Origin of the sequence: Ochrobactrum sp. MYb379, assembly GCF_037479515.1 — a bacterium.
Lineage (GTDB): Bacteria > Pseudomonadota > Alphaproteobacteria > Rhizobiales > Rhizobiaceae > Brucella.
The window spans coordinates 92736-114638 of sequence record NZ_JBBGYW010000003.1; the positions used below are offsets into that span (position 1 = coordinate 92736).

The window sequence follows — 21903 nt, forward strand, 5'->3', positions numbered from 1 at the left end:
ATTCAGTCTCCCAGCGGCAAACTTGGATCATCTACTTTAAGCATATTCAGGCTTTGTTTGATGCGTCGCAGACGTTCAAGCACTTCAGGACCGCGTGTTTCAGCAGTCGCAGTTGCGATTAAGTCGACGATTGCCAACAAAGCAAAGCGCGAAGACGTTGGTTTAAAAAGATTTCCATCTTCATTAACTCGAAACGGCACAACCATGTTTGCGGTTCCCGCAAGCTCTGAAATCGGTGTAGTAATTGCAATCGTATCAGCGCCGTATTGCTTAGCAATTTCGACAGCTTCAATTACCGAGCGCGCATAGCCTGATATCGAAAAGGCGATAACCGTCATTTCGGGCCCGGCAATGGCCGCATACATCCGCTGCAACTGCCCGTCTACATGGGAAACCACGGGAATACCCAGCCGGAAAAGCCGGTTTTGCATTTCGGTTGCCATCATAGAAGAAATACCGCCAGACCCGATGCAAAGCACAGACGATGACACAGCAATTCGCTCTGCAATATTTATGATCAGCGACATATCGATGTTATCGCAGGCGCGCTGAATTGCGGAAATGGCACCATCGGTAACCGCAAGCGCGATCCGCGCCTCACGTACATCACGCGTCGGTGCTTCCGCGGTCAGATATTGACCGCCAATAGCGAGTGCCTGTGCAAGAAAAAACTTAAAATCACGAACACCATCACAACCAAGGGATCTACAAAAGCGCGTAACAGTCGGCTCACTAACACCTGCTCGCTGGGCAATTTCTGAGATTGCAGCTTTTGATATGGAATGAGGCTCCACAAGCACCAATGCCGCCAATCTCCTATCGGATTTTGATCCGTCCTGTGCCACAGCATGAAGCTGCGATAGGATGTCGGCGATTTTACTCATGCAGTTTTTAAAGCGGTAGTCCGCTTTCCTTATCAAACAGATGGATATGTTCAGGCCTTGCCGTTACAGGGACTCGCTCTCCGGGCGCAAGATGAATACGCTCACGAAACACGGCTCGCACGGCGGAACCGGCAATTTTTCCGTAAACATGCGTTTCCGGTCCCGTCGGCTCGACAACTTCGACCATGAGTGACAGACCCTTTCCGTCAGTATCAACGACGAAATTTTCAGGCCGTATTCCCAATTCGGCCAAGCCTTTGGTCGTTCCGCGTCCGGGCACAGCAATACTCTCACCATCGCTGCTGCTAAATATTCCAGCCTCAGAAACGGCCCCTGGAATGAAGCTCATGGACGGTGATCCGATAAAGCCCGCGACGAATTTATTTGCCGGGCGGTCATAGAGATCAAGCGGCGCTCCGATCTGTTGGATTTTGCCCTGATTCATCACGACAATCCGGTCTGCCATCGTCATAGCTTCGATCTGATCATGGGTAACATAGATGACTGTTGATTTAAGCCGCTGGTGCAAAGCCTTGATTTCAGTGCGCATTTGCACTCGAAGCTGTGCATCCAAATTAGACAGTGGTTCGTCAAACAGAAATACAGACGGTTCACGAACAATGGCACGCCCCATAGCCACGCGCTGGCGCTGACCACCGGAAAGCTGGCGCGGGTACCGATCCAGATAGGAGTGAAGATTGAGAATGCCTGCGGCCTTATCCACCTTGGCAGCGGTCGCTGCTTTATCTTCACCGCGAATGCGCGGGCCAAAACCAATATTTTCACGCGCAGTCATATGCGGAAACAGCGCATAAGATTGAAACACCATCGCGATGTTGCGCTTTTGCGGCGACAATTCATTAGCGCGTTCACCACCGATAATGAGATCACCATTGGAAATTGGCTCAAGCCCAGCGACCATTCTTAAAAGCGTAGATTTTCCACAACCTGATGGGCCGACCAGAACGAGAAACTCGCCATCTTCAATATCAAGATCAACACGATCAAGCACATTAAGCTGGCCAAACGTCTTGGTAATTCCGCGCAAAGAGACATTCTTCATGGCTTAGTTCCCACCTAAAATATCATCAATAAAAGGCCTGCATCCAGCCATCAGGCCAGCATCAACCGGCAGAACCGTGCCGGTGATGCCGGAGGCTCGATCAGACGCCAAAAATGCTACCGCCTCCGCCACCTCCTCAACATTGACAATACGTCCCAGAGGATAAAGCTTGCGCAACTTGTCGAGAACCGTTGGATCTTTACCTATCCGATGATCCCATGCAGCCGTTCGAATAGAGCCCGGACAAACCACATTCGCGCGAAGACCTTTCGGGCCATATTCAACGGCCAAGGCGCGAGCAAAAGCATTGATGCCGGCCTTTGCAGCCGCATAGGCTGGATTGCCGAAATGCATGAGTGAGTTGATGGAGGATATGAAGACAAAAGCCCCGTTTCCCCGGCGTGCCATTGCCTTTGCCAGAACCGTAGAAAGCACTGAAACACTCGTCAGATTTATATCGATTTCAGTTGCGATTTTGCTTTGCTCAAGGTCCTCAAAACTATCCGAGCGGGTCCAGCCAGCATTGTTAATGACGATATCGGGCACACCATCTGAAGCGATAATGCCTTGAGCCGCGTGCTCCACAGTTTCAGGAACACCAAGGTCAAAAACGTGACGGCTGGAGATACAATCGCTCTGCATTGCCTCAAGCGTCAGATCGCAACCGACAACGCGCGCACCGCGAGAGGTAAAAAGCTCAACAAGAGCCGTCCCCAAGCCACCGCCAGCGCCGGTTATCAATACGGATTTTCCGGCAAACTCGCCTGAATTCTCCAATTTATTCCCCTTTATACGGCGCTTTTCGCGCCCTTATTTGGCTTTAGCGTAAAAGTGAAAATGTAAGTTTGCAACAAAACTTTTTACTTGAAAGCGTTTGATTTGCCGATAATGTAAGAAAATAACAAAAATAAGCATGAAATTGCATCAGGCAATGCCAAAAAAGGGAACGGAAACATGACGATAGGAAAATGGAAGGCTGGCCTTCTGGCCGGATTGAGCATTCTGCCACTGAGCTCATTCGCGCACGCGGGCGAAGTGCGCATGACAGTTGCGGAATACAGTTCCAAAACCAAACCATATTTTGATGAAGTAAAGAAGGCTTTCGAAGCCGAGAACCCCGGCATAACGCTCAATTTCGAAGTTGTGCCATGGGATGTGCTGCTACAAAAGCTCACAACCGATATTTCCGCTGGTACCAACGCAGATCTTTCCATCATCGGCACCCGCTGGCTGATTGATTTCGTACAACAGGGTATTGCAGAGCCGCTTGACGGCTATATGGATGACGCTTTCAAAGGGCGCTTCATCGAAACATTCCTGTCGCCTTCGGTACTCGAAGATAAAACTTACGGCTTGCCAATCGCGGCCTCTGCCCGCGCCATGTATTACAACAAAGATCTGCTTGAAAAAGCTGGTGTGGCCAATCCTCCAGCAAACTGGGATGAAGTCAAAGCTGCCGCTGAAAAGATCAAGGCATTGGGCGGTGAAAACTATGGTTTCGGCCTTCAGGGCAAAGAAATTGAAACCGATGTTTATTATTATTATGCCATGTGGTCCCAAGGCGCTGAAATCCTCAACAAGGACGGCACATCGGGCCTGAGTTCACCGGGCGCACTGGAAGCAGCCAAGCTTTACAAATCGATGATTGATGATGGTCTGACGCAGCCTGGCGTCACCTCTTATGCGCGTGAGGACGTGCAAAACCTGTTCAAGCAGGGCAAAGTCGGCATGATGATCACAGCACCGTTTTTGTCAAACCAGATCAAGGAAGAAGCGCCAAATCTTAAATACGGCGTGACTGCAATTCCAGCTGGTCCAACGGGTGCGCGTGGAACTTATGGCGTGACAGACTCGGTCATTATGTTTGAGAACTCTAAGAACAAGGAGGAGGCATGGAAAGTGCTCGACTTCCTGTTCCAAACAGATTGGCGCGCCAAGTTCACGCAAGGCGAAGGTTTCCTTCCTGTAAATAAGGAAGAAGCGAAGATGGATTATTACGTCAATAATGCGGATCTCGCAGCCTTCACCGCACTTCTGCCAGATGCACGTTTCGCACCAATCATTCCGGGTTGGGAGGAAATCGCTGACATCACGTCTAATGCCATGCAGACAATCTATCTCGGCAAGGGTGAACCAGACGCTGTGCTCAAGGAAGCTGCCGCCAAAGCGGATGCAATCCTGAAGAAATAAGCCTCCGTCATCCCGGCAGTGCATTAGCGCATTGCCGGGCTTTCTTCATTCAACAGATATGGGGTTTATGGCTGATGCAAAATCGCACACTGCCCTATTTCCTGATCCTGCCAAGCCTGCTTCTGGCTGCGGTTGTGATTTTCTGGCCGGTTGTGAACCTCATAGAGATTGCCACCCACAACGTGAACCGCTTCGGGCAATTGCGAGACTTTAACGGTGTCGACAATTTCTCAGCGCTGTTCGCGTCACCCGATTTCATTAATGCGATATGGCGAACTGCTTTCTGGACGATTGCCGTTGTTGGCGGCGCTTTGCTTGTTTCGATCCCGGTTGCGATCATTCTCAATATGGACTTTTACGGCCGGTCCATTGCACGTGTCATCATCATGCTGCCATGGGCCGTATCGCTTACCATGACCGCAATCGTCTGGCGCTGGGCGCTGAATGGCGAAAGCGGAATGCTCAATTCTGCGCTGCGTAATCTCGGGCTGATCGATAGCAATATCCAGTGGCTTGCGAGCGCAACAACCGCATTTCCGATGCAGATACTTGTCGGCATTCTCGTCACTGTGCCCTTTACAACCACGATCTTTCTCGGTGGCCTTTCGTCCATTCCCGATGATCTTTACGAAGCATCATCGCTTGAGGGTGCCAGTCCCTGGCAGCAGTTTCGTGAAATTACCTTCCCGCTACTCAAGCCCTTCGTGAATATAGCCATCGTTTTGAACACGATTTATGTTTTCAATTCCTTCCCTATTATCTGGGTGATGACACAGGGCGGCCCGGCCAACTCAACAGATATTCTGGTCACGCATCTTTATAAGCTTGCGTTCCGTCTCGGAAAACTCGGTGAAGCCTCTGCAGTATCGCTTATCATGCTCGCCATTCTTCTTGTGTTTACCGCGATTTATATTCGCCTTGCCATGCGGAAGGAACCGGCATGAACAAGCCAAAAGTAAAACGGACAATTCTCGCATGGGCGGCTCTTGTTCCGCTCATTGTGCTGACACTGTTTCCCTTCGCAGTAATGTTCCTCACAGCTGTAAAGCCACCCCAGGAAGTTTTGTCACCAACATGGTGGCCGAGCGAATTTCATTGGCAGAATTTCTCGGAAATGTGGGTCCGTACAGGCTTCGGCACAGCACTCCTCAACTCGGTCTACGTCTCGGTGATCGCATCAGTGGGCGCGATTGTTTTCTCAATCCCTGCCGCTTATGCTATGTCCCGCTTTCGTTTTGCGGGTGATGGTGCATTTCGGCAGTTCTTGCTCATTTCGCAGATGATTTCGCCCATCGTTCTGGTGCTGGGCCTGTTTCGACTGCTCGCAGCCTATGGATTGATTGAAAGCGTTACAGCAGTGGGTGCTGTCTATATGGCGTTCAACGTCGCCTTCACGGTGTGGATGCTGCAAAGCTATTTCGACACGATACCAAAGGACCTCGAAGAAGCTTCATGGATGGAGGGTGCAGGTCGTTTCAAAACACTGGCCAAGGTATTCCTGCCGCTTTGCCTTCCCGCAATCGCAGTCACCACGATATTCACTTTCATTAACGCTTGGAATGAGTTCGTTGTAGCGCTGACGATGCTTCGCAGTCAGGAGAGTTACACGCTACCTATTCAGGTATTCTCACTGGTTGCTGGGCGCTACACGGTTGAGTGGCATTATGTGATGGCCGCAACATTGGTTGCGACGTTGCCCGTTGCAATCCTGTTTGTTTGGTTGCAGCGCTATCTTATCAAAGGACTGTCACTCGGTGCTGTAAAATAAAAGGCGCGGGATTTTCCCGCGCCTTTAATCAATTAGTTTGCCAAAAACGTCGAGATGAATGGCACGTATGTGATCAATGCAAGCAGGATGAACAGCCCCATATACATGCTGAATGCCTGACGCGTGAAATCTGCAACACGTACTTTGGCTATATTACAGACCATCAACATCACTGTTCCGACGGGCGGCGTCAGTGTACCAATCGAAAGATTGACGATGACGATAATACCGAAATGCACAGGATCAATGCCAAGCGCTTTAACCGTCGGCATGAGCAATGGCACCAGAACGATCATCAGAGCAGTGCCTTCGATCAGCGCGCCAAGGATCAGAAGGATTACGTTGACTGCCAGCAAAAACGCATAGGGATTGCTGGTGAATGATGAAATCAGCTGCATCAGCGACTGGCCGGCCTGCTCAAGCGAAAACACCCAGGCGAGTGCAGACGACGCCATTATAACCAGCATCACCGAAGCTGTGGACTTGGCGGTTTCAATAAGTGAATCCACCACGTGTGACACACGCATTTCGCGATAGATCACAAAGCCGATAATCAGCACCAGCGTAACAGCAACAGCACCGGCTTCCGTCGGCGTGAAGATATTCATACGGATACCGCCGATGATCGCGAACAGCAGCAGCACAGCAGGCCATGCAGAAGCAAGCGTCGATGCAACTTCGGCACCGCTCATGCGCTTTTCACGGCTTGGCTTATAACCACGTTTTACCGAAGTGATGTAGGCTGCAATCATCAGAATAACGGCGCCGAGAATTCCCGGAACAACACCGGCCATAAACATCTTGCCGATGGATACGTCAGCGATTAAACCATAGATGATCAGCGCAATACCCGGAGGAATGATTGGTGTGATTAGCGAACCTGCAGCCGTAACTGCGCAGGAAAATGCCTTATCATAGCCACGCTTGACCATTTCCGGCACCATCATGCGCGTCAGCATGGCACTATCGGCGAGGTTGGAGGCGCTCACGCCACCCATCAGGGTCGAAACCATGATGTTGGTCAGCGCCATGCCGCCACGCATACGGCCAACCAGAATATCCGCAACCTTAATCAGACGCTCGGCAATACCCGTATGCGACATGACCGTTCCAAGCATAATGAAGAACGGGATCGCCAACAGCGATGTGTTCTGGGCAGGGCTGATAAAGCGCTGCACAGCAATAGCAATCGGCATCTGGTTGAAGAAGATAAAATAGGTAAAGACAGCAATCAAAATGGCCACATACAGGCGCATGTTAAGCGCAATCAGTGCCAGCATGATAAGAACGATGGTCGTCAGGTTCATGCCTTGCCTCCCGCAAATACGGCGCGCAAGGACTTGAAAGCACCTGCAAACATATAAATAGAGATAATCACGAAGCCGACGGGGACTGCGATGTCGATCCAGAAATAGGAGACGCGGAGCACGTCAGTGACTTTGAACTGCGCTGCGACCGACAGTTTGTAACCGGCATAGGATACATAAAGCAGGAACAATCCCGAGAGAATTGAGATGATTGCATTAATGACATCACGAATCTTCTCAGAGAAGAGGTCCACAAGCATCGGAATAGCGAGATGCTGGTTGCTGCGTTCTGCCGCAACACTACCTAGCATGATGATCCAGATCATCAATAGCCCGGCCATTTCCTCGGTCCATTGCAATGGCTGATGCATCCAGTAGCGCATGACAACAGCGACATTGAACATTGCCAGCAAAACGAAAAGCGGCAAAGCTGCCGACCACTCGACCAGTTTATCAAAATATTTCATCGGATTAATTTCCATAACCGTGCCATGCCGCAGTGAAAACCGCGACATGGCAATATCCGAATAGGGAGGATTAGTTCTTCAGCTCAGCCTGAATCTTTTCATAAAGACCTGGCGACCATTCAGGGAACTGGGTGTAGACTTTTTCAGCCAAAGCTTTGAAAGGAGCACGGTCAACTTCGATGACTTCGACGCCAGCTTCCTTCATTTTCTCGATCATCTCGTTGTCTTTTTCGATCGTCAGCTTCTGGCTGTAGAGACCCGCATCATATGCGGACTCATGGATCATCTTGAGCTGTTCTTCAGGCAGTGTCGAGAAGAAGGCTTCGCCACCGACGATCAGAGCCACGTTGGTCAGATAACCGACCTTGCTCAGATACTTGGCTTCTTCCTGAAATTTCTGGCCATAGAGAACCGAAATCGGATTTTCGACGCCATCAATCACGCCCTGCGCAAGCGCCGGGAAGGTTTCGCCCAGCGGCATTGGGGTTGGCGTAGCACCCATAGCTTCAAAGGTCTTAATCTGCATGACGTTGTTCGGAACGCGGATCTTCATGCCCTTGAGGTCTTCCGGCGTGCGGACTGGCTTTTTGGAAATGATCTGGCGAATACCGTAAAGATAGTTCGGCATTACGATGTGAATGCCCTTTTTCTTCAGCTCTTCGCTCTTTTCCTTAAACCAAGGACCGTCATAAACCTTGAAAAGCTGCGCCGGATCATCAGTCAGAAACGGGCCATAAAGCACGCCGAGGTCCGGGTCATATTCGGCCAGAAAGCCAACGTCAGAAATCGTCACGACATTGAGGCCCATCATGGCCTGCTCCGTCACATCCTTCTTGGAGCCGAGCTGCGAGCTTGGATAAAGCTCCAGTGTGATTTCGCCATTGCTACGCTTGGCAAGATCGTCTTTCCAGTAATGCATCACCTCATCAAAAGGCTCACCCGGGTTGTTTTCATAGGCAACTTTGATCGACACATTTGCGGCCAATGCTGCCATGCTTCCAGCCAATAGCATGCTGGCGGCGATCATGCCGGTAACGAGTTTCTTCATGATATTCCTCCCTTTAGGGTCCTTAGAATTGGCCAAAAGGCCGGTTTCCTCCACAAAATTTCTCTGCCCGTCCTTCCCGGGCAGAGAAACCTGCTTCAATTCAGTTGCGTTCAATGATGATTTTCAGAACGTTGCGGTCGCCATCCCAATAGGGCAACGCCTGTTCTGCTTCCTCAAATGGAAACACCTTCGAGATAAGCAGGTCTGCATCGTTTCCGAGCTTTTCAAGGTGGGCGATGACAGCCTCAAAATCGGTGAGCGTCGCATTGCGCGAGCCCATGATGTCGAGTTCTTTGAGATTGAAGAACTGGGTCTGATAGGTCACTGGCGATTTGGAATAGCCGACATAGACCACACGTCCCGCAAAGCCCGCGAGATCAACAGCCTGCGTGAATGTGATCGGCAACCCGACCGCTTCAAAGGCGACATCGACGCCATCATCATTGGTGAGTTCCTGCACCTTCGCGACAACATCTTCGCCACCCGGCAGAGCGTGTGTTGCACCAAATTTCAGCGCCAGTTCACGCTTTTCAGCACTCGGATCGATGGCGATAACCTTTGCACCACGCGCAACCGCACCAATCAGCACACCCATGCCGATCATGCCACAACCCAGCACCGCAACGGTATCACCAGCCTGAACGCGGCCACGTTCGACTGCATGAAAACCAACCGATAGCGGCTCGACCAATGCGAGATGACGTGGTGCAAGCGTATCGTTCAGAATGAGCTTTTCAGCTGGCAGCACGATCTGTTCTGCCAGCCCGCCATTCTGTTGCACGCCGAGCGTCTTGTTGTAACGACACGCGTTCAGACGTCCTTTGCGGCAAGAAGAACACTGGCCGCAATTGGTGTAAGGCAGCACGATAACGCGTTTACCCTTGGCATAGGCCGCACTCACGCCCTCGCCCGCTTCGATGATTTCACCGCCGATTTCATGACCGGGAATGCGTGGCAGTTCCACCAGCGGGTTAAGCCCTTTGAACGTATTCAGATCGCTGCCGCAAAGCCCCACGTGCTTCACATTCACCCGGACATGGCCGGGCAAAAGTGGTGTTTCGGGAATCTCAGCAAAACGAGTTACGTTCTCGCTCTCGATACGCAGAGCTTTGACCATCAGAATATTCCTGTCATTTTTATTGCTCGAGGCAGCTTAGGTTACTGCGCCGACCTGCCACGGTACGAATTCGTTATCGCCATAATCGTAGATTTCACTCAGCGTCTGCTCACCTGAAGCAACCGCGATGATATGCTCGAAAATGCGTGTGCCGGACTCTTCGATGGTTTCATCGCCTGTGACGATGCCACCGCAATTGAAATCCATGTCTTCCTTCATGTGTTCATACATTTCGGAATTGGTCGCAATCTTGATGCAAGGCGCAGGCTTGAAGCCCGACACCGATCCGCGTCCTGTCGTAAAGCAGATGACGTTACAACCGCCCGCCACCTGTCCAGTCACGGCAACCGGATCATAGCCCGGCGTATCCATGAAGGTGAAACCTTGTTCGGTCACGGTTTCAGCAAATTCATAGACGGCCTTGAGAGGCATGGAGCCGCCCTTCGCAACCGCACCCAGCGACTTTTCAAGAATAGTGGTGAGACCGCCTAGCTTGTTTCCGTGCGACGGATTGTTGTTGAGTTCGTCGCCGTTACGCGCGGTATAATCGCGCCACCAATCGATGCGCTGAAGCAGCTTTTCTGCAACCGCAGGTGTAACTGCGCGGCGTGTCAGAAGATGTTCAGCGCCATAGATTTCAGGTGTTTCAGCCAGAACAGTTGTGCCTCCATTGCGTACGATCAGATCGGATGCATAGCCCAAAGCCGGGTTTGCTGAAATGCCCGAATAACCATCCGAGCCACCGCATTCGAGCGCCAATTTCAGCTTCGACAACGGTTGCGGCGTACGCTTGGCAGAATTCACCAGCGGCAGCATTTCTTTTATCTCGGCAATCGCGTGATCGATGGTCTTGCGCGTGCCGCCATGTTGCTGGATCGTCATGGTGCGAAGGCGCGCGCCCTCTTCCATGCGATAATGTTCCATAATCGGCGCGATCTGATTGGTTTCGCAACCAAGGCCGATTAGCAGAATGCCGCCGAAATTTGGGTGCTTGGCATAGCCTTGAATGGTACGGGTGAGCAGACGATAACCTTCCGACTTGGTGTTCAGCGCACAACCACTGCCATGCGTGAGTGCCACCACGCCATCCACGTTTTCAAAACCATCCAGACCGCCCATGCGGTTGAAATAATCGGCAATGTAACGCGACACGGTTGCCGAGCAGTTTACCGATGAAATGACGCCGATATAGTTGCGCGTACCGACGCCACCGAAACCGCGATCATAGCCCATGAACTGGCGGCGCTCCGCTTCCGGCAGCATACCGCGTTCTTCAATATCGACCGAAAACTGATGCTCATGCTCGGAAGGCAGCATTGCGAGATTGTGCAGATGCACATGTTCACCCACGGCAATATCCTGCGTGGCAACACCAATCACCTGCCCATATTTATGCACTTCCTTGCCTTGCGGGATAGCGTGCAGAGCAACCTTGTGACCACGCCCGATAAGATTGTGCGCAGTAATACCACCAAGCCCAATCGGATCACCAGCGCGAACCGAAATACGCGCAACCGCCACATCGTCGGACGGATGCAAAAGGATTACCGGCGTCACAGCCGAGACAGCCTTGTCGTTCATTTTTCTGACCTCACTCCCAAGATCGCAACAGCGTTAAACATGAGCCCAACTATCTGGGCTCGTTCTCCATCCATCGCTGCTTTGATGTATCCAGATGCGTTCGCATCGCTGCCTGCGCCAGAAGCGGATCCCTCGCCTCCAGTGCAGCATAAATCTTCTCGTGCTCTGCCAAAGCATATGTCCATGTTTCGGCATTCTCATATCGGGTACGCATTTGCGCGGTCAGCGGACTATGCCGCTCGTCAAACAAATCACGCACGATGCGGGCAACAACCGAATTGCCCGATTGTTCAGCGATAATCAGATGAAACTGTCGATCCAACTCTATTGGCTTGCGCTTAGCTTCAATCTGCAAACGCATCGCATCAAGATTGCCGCGCAGACGCTCCAGCGCCTCTTTGGTAATCTGGCTGCAAGCCATAATCACCGCACTGCCTTCAACAAGCGAGCGCGCCTGCATGATTTCGAGCGGGCTTTCGCCAATCGAACCGCCTTGTGCTGGAAGCCGTGTTTCCTCAGCTGCAACATAGATCCCCGAACCCATGCGGATTTCGACATTGCCTGCAATTTCAAGCGCAATCAGCGCTTCACGCAAAGAAGGCCGGGACACGCCCAGCTGATGCGCGAGTTCACGCTCGGCTGGAAGTCTGCTTCCCGCTGGAAAATGGCCTTCACGGATCAGATGACGGACCCGATCGGCAATCTGTTGGTAAAGCCTCCGCGGTTCCACGGAGCCAATATGCTCACTCATGCTCTCTCCCAAATTGGCCTTACCATATTTTGAAGATGCAAAAAGTGCAATATTAGCTATATCATTGTAATTGCTGAATATATGCAATTATGTCAGTTTTGTCGCACCACCTTTTAGATGGATTTTAAAGAGTGGCTTGACCAATTTTACCGGCTGGCGTAGCTATTTTAGGGAATTCAGGGAGGACTACATGACCGATCAGCCATCGATTCTACAGTTTGGCACCAGCCGTTTTCTGCTCGGGCATGTGGACTTCTTCATTTCTGAAGCTTTAGCTAAAGGCGACGCTATCGGCACCGTTGCAATCGTTCAAACGACCACCAATCCTGAGAGTGCGCGCCGCATCGAGGCGCTTAACAGCGGCGAAGGCTACCCGGTCATCATTCGCGGCCTGACCAATGGCGAGGCTATTGATGAAACGCATCAGGCAAGAAGCGTAAGTGTGGCCTATTCCGCCCATACCAATTGGAAAGCAATCCGCGCACTTGCCACACAGGTTCAGGTGATCCTGTCCAATACTGGCGACAAAGGCTTTGAGCTGGATGCAAGTGATGATGTTTCCCTGCTGAGCGACGCCGACCGTCTGCCAAAAAGCTTTCCCGCCAAGCTGCTTGTGCTGCTGCATCATCGCTGGCAGGTTAATCCAGAAGCAGCACTGTCGATTTTTCCGTGCGAACTGATCTCGCGCAATGGCGATAAGCTGCGCTCGATCGTGCTTGATCTCGCAGAAAGCTGGAGCTTGCCGAAGGTTTTCACACAATGGATTGAAAGCAAATGCGTCTTTGCCAACAGCCTTGTTGACCGCATTGTATCAGAACCCATCGACCCGGTCGGTGCTATTGCCGAACATTATGCGATCTGGGCCATTGAACAGACAGACGGGCTCACACTTCCCTGCACGCATCCTGACATCGTCGTGACAGATGACCTCGCAAGCTATGAGCGCCTCAAACTCTATCTGCTCAATCTCGGCCACACTTTCATTGCTGAGCAATGGTTGAACGGCAATCGTCCGAAGGATGAAATTGTACTGGAGGCCATGCAGGATGAAACGATCCGCAATGAACTTGAAGCGCTTTGGCGCGAAGAGGTTCTGCCGGTCTTTGCTGCCGACGGTCTGGGCGAACAGGCGGAAGCCTATGTCAATACTGTCCGCGAGCGCTTCCTTAACCCGTTCCTCAAGCACCGCATTGCGGACATTGCTTCAAACCATGCGGAAAAGAAGCAGCGCCGCTTTGCACCCGTCATTGCTCGCGCAAAAGAACTCGGTCTTGATTTAACGCAGCATCGCTTAAAAGCTGCAATGTAGCCCCCCAATTCCGTAATCGAAACTATTAAAATCACGATGTAGAAATGCACCACAAAATAACGACGACATCCAAAAAAGATGCCGTCGTTCTTTATCAATATAAATATAATCTTATTAAAAATGACTATGAAAGCTCTTGAATTTGTTTCTGCCCTCTTCAGACTGAGCTTATCCTAACATTCAGGTCATAAAAGAGATGCCGCAAAGCTGCTGCATCTATCATAGAGCAAACAGCGATTATTTAGATGCAAGAATAAGCTGAACTAAAATAATCGACGCATTCATTTTTTAGAAAGTCAATAAAAAGACAATTTAAAATGGACGGCTTAACAATATGACATCGCCCTAATAGCAGAAACGTCAACAAAATGTAAACAGAGTGTCAACAATAAGCCCCTAACATTCGCGTGAATATCATAAGTAAAATAATTAAGTTTAAATGCTAAATTACTTTTATTTAATTTAGCATTTAAATATACAATCAATTGGATGATGCGGCAAACAAATCTTCAAAACGCGTCTTTGCGCGTGCCGGAAATTTCACCTCACGATAGCTTGGTGGAAGCTCAGCTTCACCAACCTTAATCAGCATCACCATACCCATGCCGTAATGCGGCGAGCACTTGATGCCATAAAAGCCAGCCTGATCGAAAGTCACTTCGATCTCTTCATTGATCTTGCCCTTAAAGCCCGGATTGCCCTCTGGAACCATCCCATCAACCGTCGCCGCATTATGGCTCTTATGGGTTGCAATGAATTTCACCTTATCGCCTGGCGCCAACTTCAAGAAGTCCGGCTCGAAAACCATTGAGCCTTTTTCACCACGGTTCATCATCTTAACTTCGAACGTCTCAGCAAAAGCTGGAAATGCAGAAGCAACCATCAACGTAGCGGCCAGGAAAAATCGTTTGCTCATTGTCATGCCAATCATGTTTATGCGGATTGTTTAAGTTCAAGCTTCGGATGGCTCGGTGCGCGATAACGGATATGGCAGCCATCCACGCCCTGATATTCCACTTCGACCTCAACACCGAAAACCTTACGGATACATTCGGCCCGAAGCACGTCACGCGGCGTTCCTAAAGCAACAAGCTGCCCTTTATCCATGACCGCAATGCGATCACAGAACATTGCCGCATGGTTCAAATCATGCAGTGCCGCGACCACTGTCAGCCTCTGTCGACTAACAAGGTCAAGCAACCCAATCTGATGTCCGATATCAAGATGGTTTGTCGGTTCGTCCAACAACAAGATTTGCGGCTCTTGTGCCAGCGCACGTGCAATGTGCACACGCTGCCGCTCGCCACCTGAAAGCGTATGCCAGTATCGATCTGCGAGATGCGTCATATCAACATTGGCAAGCGCACGATCCACGATCACGTCGTCTTCCATAGACCATGGAGAAAGAGCGCCAAGGTAAGGGGTACGTCCTAGCTCGACTGCTTGCCGCGCAGTAATACGATCCGTCGTTCCAGCCTGCTGTTCAACCAATGCGAGCTTGCGCGCAATCTCCCGACGGTTGAGCTTATGAATAGGCATTCCGCCCAGCCTTACCTCGCCAGAACGGCTGCGGCGAACTCCAGAAAGAAGCGACAAGAAACTGGTCTTACCAGAGCCGTTCGGCCCGATAATACCCAGAAATTCGCCTTCTTTCACGTCGAGCGATACGTCGCGCAGGATTTCGACACCGCCTGCCGACCAGCAAACATTATGCGTTGAAAGCATCATGACTGCGCCCTCCTCTGCCCGAGAAGGAATGCAAAAGCCGGCGCACCGAACAGAGCCGTTATGACCCCGATTGGCAGAACCTGCCCCGGAATGATGATGCGAGAGAGGATATCGGCAACAATCATGAAGATTGCACCAATGAGTGCTGAAGCTGGCAGCAATCGCCCGTGACGCACACCAACGACCATACGTGCCGCATGGGGTATGACCAGCCCGATAAACCCGATAGAACCCACAATAGAGACCATCACCGCCGTCATCATGGCACTAACGCCGATCAGCACTGCATAGACGCGGCGCACGGGAATGCCGAGCGATGCCGCCGATTCCGAGCCAAACGTGAAGGCATCAAGGGCGCGCGCATACCATAGGCAAATTGCGAGACCCACAATGCAAGCAGGCAACGCAAGCGTCACATCAGGCCAGCGCACACCAGAGAGATTGCCCAGCAACCAAAACATGATGCCGCGCGCCTGCTCCGCATTTGCGGCCTTGGTGACAATAAATGAGGTTAGCGCGTTGAAAAGCTGGGAGCCCGCAATGCCTGCGAGGATGATTGCACTGTTTCCCCGCCCTGCTCGAAGTGCCAACAGTGAAACAAGCGAGAATGCAATGATCGCACCGATGAAAGCCCCCACTGACAGCGAGAGCATACCAGCGCCGATGCCGAGAATTGCAACAGCGACGGCACCTGTCGACGCCCCGGCTGAGATACCTAGAATATAAGGATCAGCCAAAGAATTTCGCAGAAGTGATTGCAGAACGACGCCCGATATTGCAAGAGCTGCGCCACAGCAAGCCGCGACTACCGCACGGCTTAAGCGATAACTCCACACGATGCCCTCATCGATAGGTTCGAGCGGATAACCAGCATTCCAGATGCGATTGGCAATAGTCTTTGCCACCACGTCCAAAGGTATTGACGTTTCACCAATAGCGGCGCCCAGCCACAGCGCGCCGAGCAATAAGACAAGCGCCAGTGCGCCAAAAAGCACCCTGCTGCTTGAGCTTCTCGAAGTCAGAATTCCGGCTGTGGCTAAGCGTGTTGTCACTTGTTCAGGCCTGAAGCTGCAATGGCATCTGCCAGTGTTTCAATGCCTTCAATGGTGCGGATAGTCGGGTTCATTGCCTGTGCGTCCATATCGAACACATGACCATCTTTAACAGCTGGCATCAGGCTTGCGACCGGGTCAGTCTTCAGGAACTCCCGCTTAACTGCAACATCATCAGCAGGGAAACGACGACGATCCATAGTGCCCGCGACGATAATTGTCGGATTGGACTTGGCAATGGTTTCCCAGCCAACAGTCGGCCACTCTTCTTCACTATCAATGATATTATTGATGCCAAGTGTTTTCAGAATATAGGCTGGAGCACCATTCTTGCCCGCAACATAAGGATCAATATCGAGCTCTGCACTGGAGAACCAGACAACAGCCGAAAGCTTGCCATCGGCAGATGCGATCTTCTTACGTGCTGCGTCTTCGCGTGCTTTGAGATCAGCAACAACCTTTGCTCCACGATCCTGCACATTGAAGATCTGCGCGAGTTCGTCGATTTCCTGATAGACCTGATCCATGGTGAAGGCGTCGTGACGAACGCCATCACCGCCGTCTGAATTGTCTTTTCCGATGCAATCGGCTGGGGATGTATAAACCGGAACGCCGAGTTCTTCGAATTGCTCAGCCTTCGCCACAACACCCTCAGGTCCAATCTGCCATTGGAACTGATTGGCAACAAGGTCAGGTTTTTCCGCCAGAATGCTCTCAAAGCTCGGATCATTATCCGCGAGACGCTTTACCTTGGCATTGGCTTCTTCGTAGCCTTTGAGGACAGGCCCAACCCACAAAGCTGTGCCGACCATTTTATCGCCGAGGCCCAGAAGATACAGAATTTCTGCGCTGCTCTGACCAACGGCCACCGCACGTTCTGGCGCATGTTTAAATGTCACGTTGCGCGCGCAATTTTTCAACGTTAGCGGATACTGCGTTTCAGCTGCTTCAGCCGCAAAACCAGTTACGAAAAGGCTTGCAGCGCCAACAATTGCGCCAAACGGCAACTTGCCGATGAGTTTCATTTGAATCCCCGAAATGATGTGAGAAAAGCCGTATCAAACGGCGGACGTGATCCGGCGCGTATAGAGAACGGACATATCCGGGGATATGAATGACAAAGGGAGGCGACGCCTTGCGACGTTTATAGCTGTCATAACCAACTCCTGCACCGGGCATCCCCGCCCGTGACAATGGACTACGTTAGACGGCAGGTCTCCTGGCTCACGAATATTCGCTGTTCATCTGCCTTCCCGAGCTAAACTCAGTGGCATGACGCCTTTGGGCGTCACAGGGATGAACGGCAATCCGCTTACAGTTGCGGGGGCAGCCACGGTCTCGGTCCCTTTTGGGTCGTCCTCACCGTGTTCCCTATTAATCCCCTTCGCTCTCGGTCGGGGAACCGTCGTAACTCTATTACGTTCTGGTATCAGCAAGGTCAAGCGACGCAAGCCACTAAATCATCGATTAAAAATTGCTTAGACTTTATGCTAATGGACCGCGTCTCAATCAGTCTCGCGCTAGCGTATTGTAAATCCCTGTTGTAATCTCCAGATCAAGAGTCTTCACCTTGGGAGAGGTGAAGGCTTTTGAGGAGGGCTATCGAAAAGATAGCAGCACAATGCACGCAAAGTGCATTCTGGGAGGATTTATGCGTAAATGGATTTTGGCCATTTCGTCGGTGGCAGTGCTTGCAATCGCCAGTGCAGCATCGGCTGAAGACTATAAGGTTTTGGCACCTGCGGCACCGGGCGGCGGCTGGGATCAGACCGCACGCACCATGCAGAGCGTGTTGCAGGACGAGAAGATTTCCGGCAGTGTTCAGGTCATCAACGTTCCCGGTGCTGGCGGTACTATTGGGCTTGCGCAGTTCGTTAATCAGAACAAGGGTGATCCAAGCCAGCTTATTGTTGGCGGCTACGTTATGGTCGGCGCGATCTTGACCAACAACTCCCCCGTTAATCTTGATGCTATTACGCCGATTGCGCGCCTGACCGGCGAATATGAAGCCATCGTTGTTCCCGCAGGATCTGATATTCAGAACTTGGGCGATTTGGTTACAAAGCTCAAAGCAGATCCCGGCTCGGTCTCATGGGGCGGCGGTTCGGCAGGCGGTACTGACCACATTACAGCCGGACTTTTTGCAAAAGCCGTTGGTGTTGACCCTACAAAAGTGAACTACATCGCATTTTCCGGTGGCGGTGAAGCCCTTGCCGCAATCCTCGGCAATCAGGTGACAGTCGGCATTTCTGGCTATGGCGAGTTTGATCCACAGATCAAAGCTGGCACGCTACGCATTATCGGCATTTCCAGCGACGAGCGTATTGAAGGCATAGATTCACCAACCTTCAAGGAAGGTGGCGTTGATGTCTCAATCCAGAATTGGCGCATGGTGGGTGCAGCACCTGACATTACCGCTGAGCAAGAAGCGGCAATCAATGCCGATATAGAAAAGATGGTGAAGTCTGAATCCTGGCAGAAAGCACTCAAAGATAAAGGCTGGGCAGATACCTATCTTGCGGGCGATGACTTCAAGGAACAACTTAAGAAAGACGTCACCTCAACGGGAACCATCCTCAAGGATATTGGCCTCGTAAAATGACAGTTACTGAAAAAGAGGGAGAGCGCCGTTCCAGTGGAACGGCGCCTGATTACGCAGCTCTTGTCATAGCTTTTATTCTAGGCGCGGTTGCCGTAGCCATCGCGTGGTCAACCGCCTATGGCAATAATGTTCTCTCATACTCGCCCGTTGGACCAAAAACGGTTCCCTACATCATAGCGAGCGGACTGTTCATTCTGTCGATTTGGACGGTGATCAGTGCTTTTAAACGCGAATTTCCAGAGCGTGAGCATCAGGAAATAGCCCCCATGGCGTGGATCGTTGGCGGTCTCGTTATTCAGATGCTAACAATGAAAACGCTTGGCTTTTCCATTGCGACGGGATTGCTCTTTGCTGCAACGGCTCGCGGATTTGGTTATCGCAAATTCTGGATAAGCGTACCTGTCGGCATCATCTTCGCATTCGTAATCTGGTTCATTTTTGCACGCGGCCTTCAGCTTTCCCTACCATCGGGCTGGCTTGAACACTTTGTTTAAGGCGAAAGTATATGGATACAGTCAGCCTTCTCGCCAGCGGTCTTCTGGTAGCACTCGAACCCGCTAATCTAATCTATGCGCTAATTGGCGTCACGCTTGGCACCGCGGTTGGCGTACTTCCGGGCATAGGCCCCGCGCTTACCGTAGCGCTTCTTTTACCCGTCACTTACAAGCTTGATCCTGCTGGTTCGCTCATCATGTTTGCCGGTATTTACTACGGCGGCATGTATGGCGGCTCGACGACGTCAATCCTACTCAATACGCCCGGAGAAAGTGCCTCAATCGTCACGGCATTGGAAGGCAATAAAATGGCCCGAGCGGGACGCGGTGGGCCAGCGCTCGCAACCGCTGCCATCGGCTCGTTTATCGCGGGTCTGATTGCCACCCTCGCTCTCGCCTTTGTAGCACCGTGGGTAGTAAAATTCGCCCTCTCCTTCGGGCCGTCCGAATATTTCGCGCTGATGCTACTCGCCTTTATGACCGTCTCTGCGGCTTTCGGCGATTCTACATTACGCGGTCTTACTTCGCTTTTCATCGGCTTGACGCTCGGTCTTATCGGCATTGATCAACTGACCGGACAAGCGCGTCTTGTAATGGGCACACCGAACCTGCTTGACGGTATCAACGTTACCACGCTGGCAGTGGCGCTGTTTGCAATTGGTGAAACGCTGGCCGTTGTTTCCAAGAAGCTCAGCCCTGATGATGAAGTCATCGCTGTCAAAGGCTCTGTTTGGATGACAAAAAATGATTGGAAACGCTCGTGGATGCCATGGCTGCGCGGCACGGCGATCGGCTTTCCGATCGGTGCGATGCCTGCGGGTGGCGCTGATGTTTCGAGCTTCCTGTCTTATTCAGCAGAGCGGCAGTTTTCTAAACATCCTGAAGAGTTCGGCAAAGGCGCAATTGAAGGCGTTGCAGGACCGGAAGCAGCCAACAATGCATCCGCTGCGGGTACGCTGGTACCTTTGCTGACGCTCGGCTTGCCAACCACTGCAACTGCTGCGATTATGCTTGCAGGCTTTCAGCAATTCGGATTACAGCCCGGGCCATTGCTGTTTGTAACCAATGCATCATTGGTATGGGGGCTTGTTGCCAGTCTTCTTGTTGCCAATCTGATGCTGCTGGTTCTTAACCTGCCGCTGATCGGCCTGTGGGTTAAAATGCTGACCATCCCACGTCACTGGCTCTATGCGGGCATTCTCGTGTTCGCAACACTTGGCACAATTGGCGCAAATGCGTCAACATCGATGTTATTCGGTCTGCCTGTATCGTTTGAGTTGGGCTTACTGTTAGCCTTCGGATTGCTAGGCTATGTGCTGCGCCGCTTCTCATATCCGATAGCTCCAGTTGTCGTCGGGCTGATCCTCGGACCAATGGCCGAAAAAAGCCTGCGACAGGCACTTCAGATTAGCCAGGGCAACCCAATGACGCTCGTCAATTCATGGGTATCCATCACACTAATTACTTTGGCTATCGCCGCAGTTGTAGTGCCAATGATTATGCGCAGCCGTGGCAAAGGTGATATGCTTAAGCAGATGGCAACAGACGAAGATTAATAACAAAAAGCCCCGGAAAACCGGGGCTTTAATTTACTCATGAATCTTGCGGAACTGAGCCACGTCGATACCGAGTGTCTCAAGATCTTTTGCCATCGGCTGATGACCAACACGTAGTGCAGCAGAGGCGCGCACAGCACTACCAAATTGCGCAAAACCACGACTTAAACGGGCAAACATTTTCATCTCCATCACGGACACATTGTTGAATTAGTCCGCACTCTTGAGATGGGGCTATGCAACTTCTATTTGAAGGTATCACTTTGCATATGAGCCATGCAAAATCGGTATGTACTGATAATACTCAATATTGATCGGGATCAATGAGGCTTGCGCCTTCAGCTGACAAACTATGCTTATCAAAGGAAGGAGAAAAATATGTCAAACACACCTCACACACTGGGTGAAGAGTTTCCAGGGCAACTGGTTGCTATTCATGCCCTGAAGGCTGCGGACCCTCGTTTCGCGCGCATTCTGGAAGAGTATGACGCGGTTAACGACCAGATTCACCGTGCTGAAACGAAGATATCCCCTGTCAGTCAGGAAGAGGAAACAAACCTTCGCAAACAACGACTCGCACTAAAAGACACGATTGAACAAGCATTGGCCCAATAGCCAATCTGCATCACCAAAGGATAGCGGCGGCACTCATTAATCGCCGCTCTCTAACCTCACCAGTTACTCCATTTTTACAACTGCAATCAGCTTTATAACGGCGATTGCATGGCCAAAATCGCGATAGGTCCATGCGTATTTTCTGATCGTCGAAAACCGGCACATTCACAAGCTCAAGCGATACGATTGTGAAAGTCGCAAATGCAAGACCGACCATCATATGGGACTTCAATCATGCAGGTCGCTTTCGCCACTCTTTCGAAGCCAACAACTGCATCAGGAAAAGTGACCAGCAGCATCCTCGCCAGAACAACTGGCAGAATCAACATATTATCGTGTGTGAATTCGGCCCAGAATTGATCAATACTCTA

General features: G+C 51.3%; 22 protein-coding genes and 1 riboswitch. Of the genes, 8 read left to right on the forward strand and 14 right to left on the reverse strand.

Features of this window, described 5'->3' with window-relative positions; all coding sequences use genetic code 11:
* Window positions 1-2: 2 nt before the first annotated feature.
* From WH356_RS07670 to WH356_RS07680, 3 genes are read right to left on the reverse strand one after another with little or no spacing between them, the layout of a single operon-like run.
* The gene (locus WH356_RS07670) at window positions 3-884 is read right to left on the reverse strand and encodes a MurR/RpiR family transcriptional regulator (RefSeq protein ID WP_339509604.1); all 882 of its coding nucleotides are present in this window, start codon (window positions 882-884) and stop codon (window positions 3-5) included.
* A gap of 7 nt (window positions 885-891) precedes the next feature.
* Window positions 892-1947, reverse strand: a complete 1056-nt coding sequence (locus WH356_RS07675) for an ABC transporter ATP-binding protein (protein WP_339509605.1) — start codon at window positions 1945-1947, stop codon at window positions 892-894.
* A 3-nt stretch (window positions 1948-1950) separates the two neighbouring features.
* Window positions 1951-2724, reverse strand: coding sequence for an SDR family NAD(P)-dependent oxidoreductase (locus WH356_RS07680; RefSeq protein WP_339509606.1), 774 nt, complete (start codon window positions 2722-2724; stop codon window positions 1951-1953).
* Window positions 2725-2901: 177 nt separating this feature from the next.
* On the opposite strand from WH356_RS07680, the gene WH356_RS07685 reads away from it, so the two are divergent.
* The 3 genes from WH356_RS07685 (at window position 2902) to WH356_RS07695 (ending at window position 5905) form a co-directional block, all read left to right on the forward strand.
* Window positions 2902-4137 carry an ABC transporter substrate-binding protein gene (locus WH356_RS07685; protein ID WP_339509607.1) on the forward strand — a complete coding sequence of 412 codons (1236 nt, stop codon included), beginning with the start codon at window positions 2902-2904 and terminating at the stop codon, window positions 4135-4137.
* A gap of 74 nt (window positions 4138-4211) precedes the next feature.
* Window positions 4212-5081 carry a carbohydrate ABC transporter permease gene (locus tag WH356_RS07690; RefSeq protein WP_339509608.1) on the forward strand — a complete coding sequence of 290 codons (870 nt, stop codon included), beginning with the start codon at window positions 4212-4214 and terminating at the stop codon, window positions 5079-5081.
* Window positions 5078-5905, forward strand: coding sequence for a carbohydrate ABC transporter permease (locus WH356_RS07695; RefSeq protein WP_339509609.1), 828 nt, complete (start codon window positions 5078-5080; stop codon window positions 5903-5905). The genes WH356_RS07690 and WH356_RS07695 overlap by 4 nt, the downstream gene beginning before the upstream one ends.
* Window positions 5906-5937: 32 nt before the next feature.
* On the opposite strand, the gene WH356_RS07700 is transcribed toward WH356_RS07695, so the two are convergent.
* The 6 genes from WH356_RS07700 to WH356_RS07725 all read right to left on the reverse strand — a co-directional run bounded on the left by WH356_RS07700 (window position 5938) and on the right by WH356_RS07725 (window position 12176).
* Window positions 5938-7212: a TRAP transporter large permease gene (locus WH356_RS07700; protein ID WP_339509610.1), complete on the reverse strand. Its 1275-nt coding sequence runs from the start codon at window positions 7210-7212 to the stop codon at window positions 5938-5940.
* On the reverse strand, window positions 7209-7727 hold the full coding sequence (locus tag WH356_RS07705) for a TRAP transporter small permease (RefSeq protein ID WP_339509611.1): 519 nt from the start codon (window positions 7725-7727) through the stop codon (window positions 7209-7211). The genes WH356_RS07700 and WH356_RS07705 overlap by 4 nt, the downstream gene beginning before the upstream one ends.
* Before the next feature lie 22 nt (window positions 7728-7749).
* Window positions 7750-8727, reverse strand: a complete 978-nt coding sequence (locus WH356_RS07710; protein ID WP_250040591.1) for a C4-dicarboxylate TRAP transporter substrate-binding protein — start codon at window positions 8725-8727, stop codon at window positions 7750-7752.
* Window positions 8728-8827: 100 nt separating this feature from the next.
* Window positions 8828-9844 carry a zinc-binding alcohol dehydrogenase family protein gene (locus WH356_RS07715; RefSeq protein WP_339509612.1) on the reverse strand — a complete coding sequence of 339 codons (1017 nt, stop codon included), beginning with the start codon at window positions 9842-9844 and terminating at the stop codon, window positions 8828-8830.
* Window positions 9845-9880: 36 nt separating this feature from the next.
* Window positions 9881-11425 (reverse strand): UxaA family hydrolase, encoded by a 1545-nt coding sequence (locus WH356_RS07720; protein ID WP_339509613.1) that lies wholly within the window; start codon window positions 11423-11425, stop codon window positions 9881-9883.
* Between the two features lie 49 nt (window positions 11426-11474).
* On the reverse strand, window positions 11475-12176 hold the full coding sequence (locus tag WH356_RS07725; protein WP_339509614.1) for a FadR/GntR family transcriptional regulator: 702 nt from the start codon (window positions 12174-12176) through the stop codon (window positions 11475-11477).
* 190 nt (window positions 12177-12366) lie between these two features.
* Between WH356_RS07725 and WH356_RS07730 the strand changes: the two genes are divergently transcribed.
* On the forward strand, window positions 12367-13485 hold the full coding sequence (locus tag WH356_RS07730; RefSeq protein ID WP_339509615.1) for a mannitol dehydrogenase family protein: 1119 nt from the start codon (window positions 12367-12369) through the stop codon (window positions 13483-13485).
* A 481-nt stretch (window positions 13486-13966) separates the two neighbouring features.
* Here WH356_RS07730 and WH356_RS07735 read toward each other — a convergent pair whose 3' ends face one another.
* From WH356_RS07735 to WH356_RS07750, 4 genes are read right to left on the reverse strand one after another with little or no spacing between them, the layout of a single operon-like run.
* Entirely contained in the window at window positions 13967-14401 is a 435-nt protein-coding gene (locus WH356_RS07735) for a pseudoazurin (RefSeq protein WP_339509616.1), read from the reverse strand.
* 17 nt (window positions 14402-14418) lie between these two features.
* Entirely contained in the window at window positions 14419-15213 is a 795-nt protein-coding gene (locus tag WH356_RS07740) for an ABC transporter ATP-binding protein (RefSeq protein ID WP_339509617.1), read from the reverse strand.
* Window positions 15210-16238, reverse strand: coding sequence for a FecCD family ABC transporter permease (locus WH356_RS07745; protein ID WP_445253648.1), 1029 nt, complete (start codon window positions 16236-16238; stop codon window positions 15210-15212). The genes WH356_RS07740 and WH356_RS07745 overlap by 4 nt, the downstream gene beginning before the upstream one ends.
* A 23-nt stretch (window positions 16239-16261) precedes the next feature.
* Window positions 16262-17290, reverse strand: coding sequence for an ABC transporter substrate-binding protein (locus WH356_RS07750; protein WP_339509618.1), 1029 nt, complete (start codon window positions 17288-17290; stop codon window positions 16262-16264).
* A gap of 167 nt (window positions 17291-17457) precedes the next feature.
* Window positions 17458-17687: riboswitch (cobalamin riboswitch) on the reverse strand.
* 229 nt (window positions 17688-17916) lie between these two features.
* Here WH356_RS07750 and WH356_RS07755 point away from each other — a divergent pair.
* From WH356_RS07755 to WH356_RS07765, 3 genes are read left to right on the forward strand one after another with little or no spacing between them, the layout of a single operon-like run.
* A complete protein-coding gene (locus WH356_RS07755) occupies window positions 17917-18867 on the forward strand; it encodes a Bug family tripartite tricarboxylate transporter substrate binding protein (protein WP_339509619.1) in 951 nt (316 codons plus the stop codon).
* Window positions 18864-19361, forward strand: a complete 498-nt coding sequence (locus tag WH356_RS07760; RefSeq protein WP_339509620.1) for a tripartite tricarboxylate transporter TctB family protein — start codon at window positions 18864-18866, stop codon at window positions 19359-19361. The genes WH356_RS07755 and WH356_RS07760 overlap by 4 nt, the downstream gene beginning before the upstream one ends.
* 11 nt (window positions 19362-19372) lie before the next feature.
* Window positions 19373-20917, forward strand: coding sequence for a tripartite tricarboxylate transporter permease (locus WH356_RS07765; protein WP_339509621.1), 1545 nt, complete (start codon window positions 19373-19375; stop codon window positions 20915-20917).
* A 33-nt stretch (window positions 20918-20950) separates the two neighbouring features.
* Here WH356_RS07765 and WH356_RS07770 read toward each other — a convergent pair whose 3' ends face one another.
* Window positions 20951-21097, reverse strand: coding sequence for a hypothetical protein (locus tag WH356_RS07770; protein WP_339509622.1), 147 nt, complete (start codon window positions 21095-21097; stop codon window positions 20951-20953).
* A gap of 198 nt (window positions 21098-21295) precedes the next feature.
* Here WH356_RS07770 and WH356_RS07775 point away from each other — a divergent pair, with 198 nt between their 5' ends.
* Window positions 21296-21532 (forward strand): YdcH family protein, encoded by a 237-nt coding sequence (locus WH356_RS07775; protein ID WP_339509623.1) that lies wholly within the window; start codon window positions 21296-21298, stop codon window positions 21530-21532.
* Window positions 21533-21903: the final 371 nt, after the last annotated feature.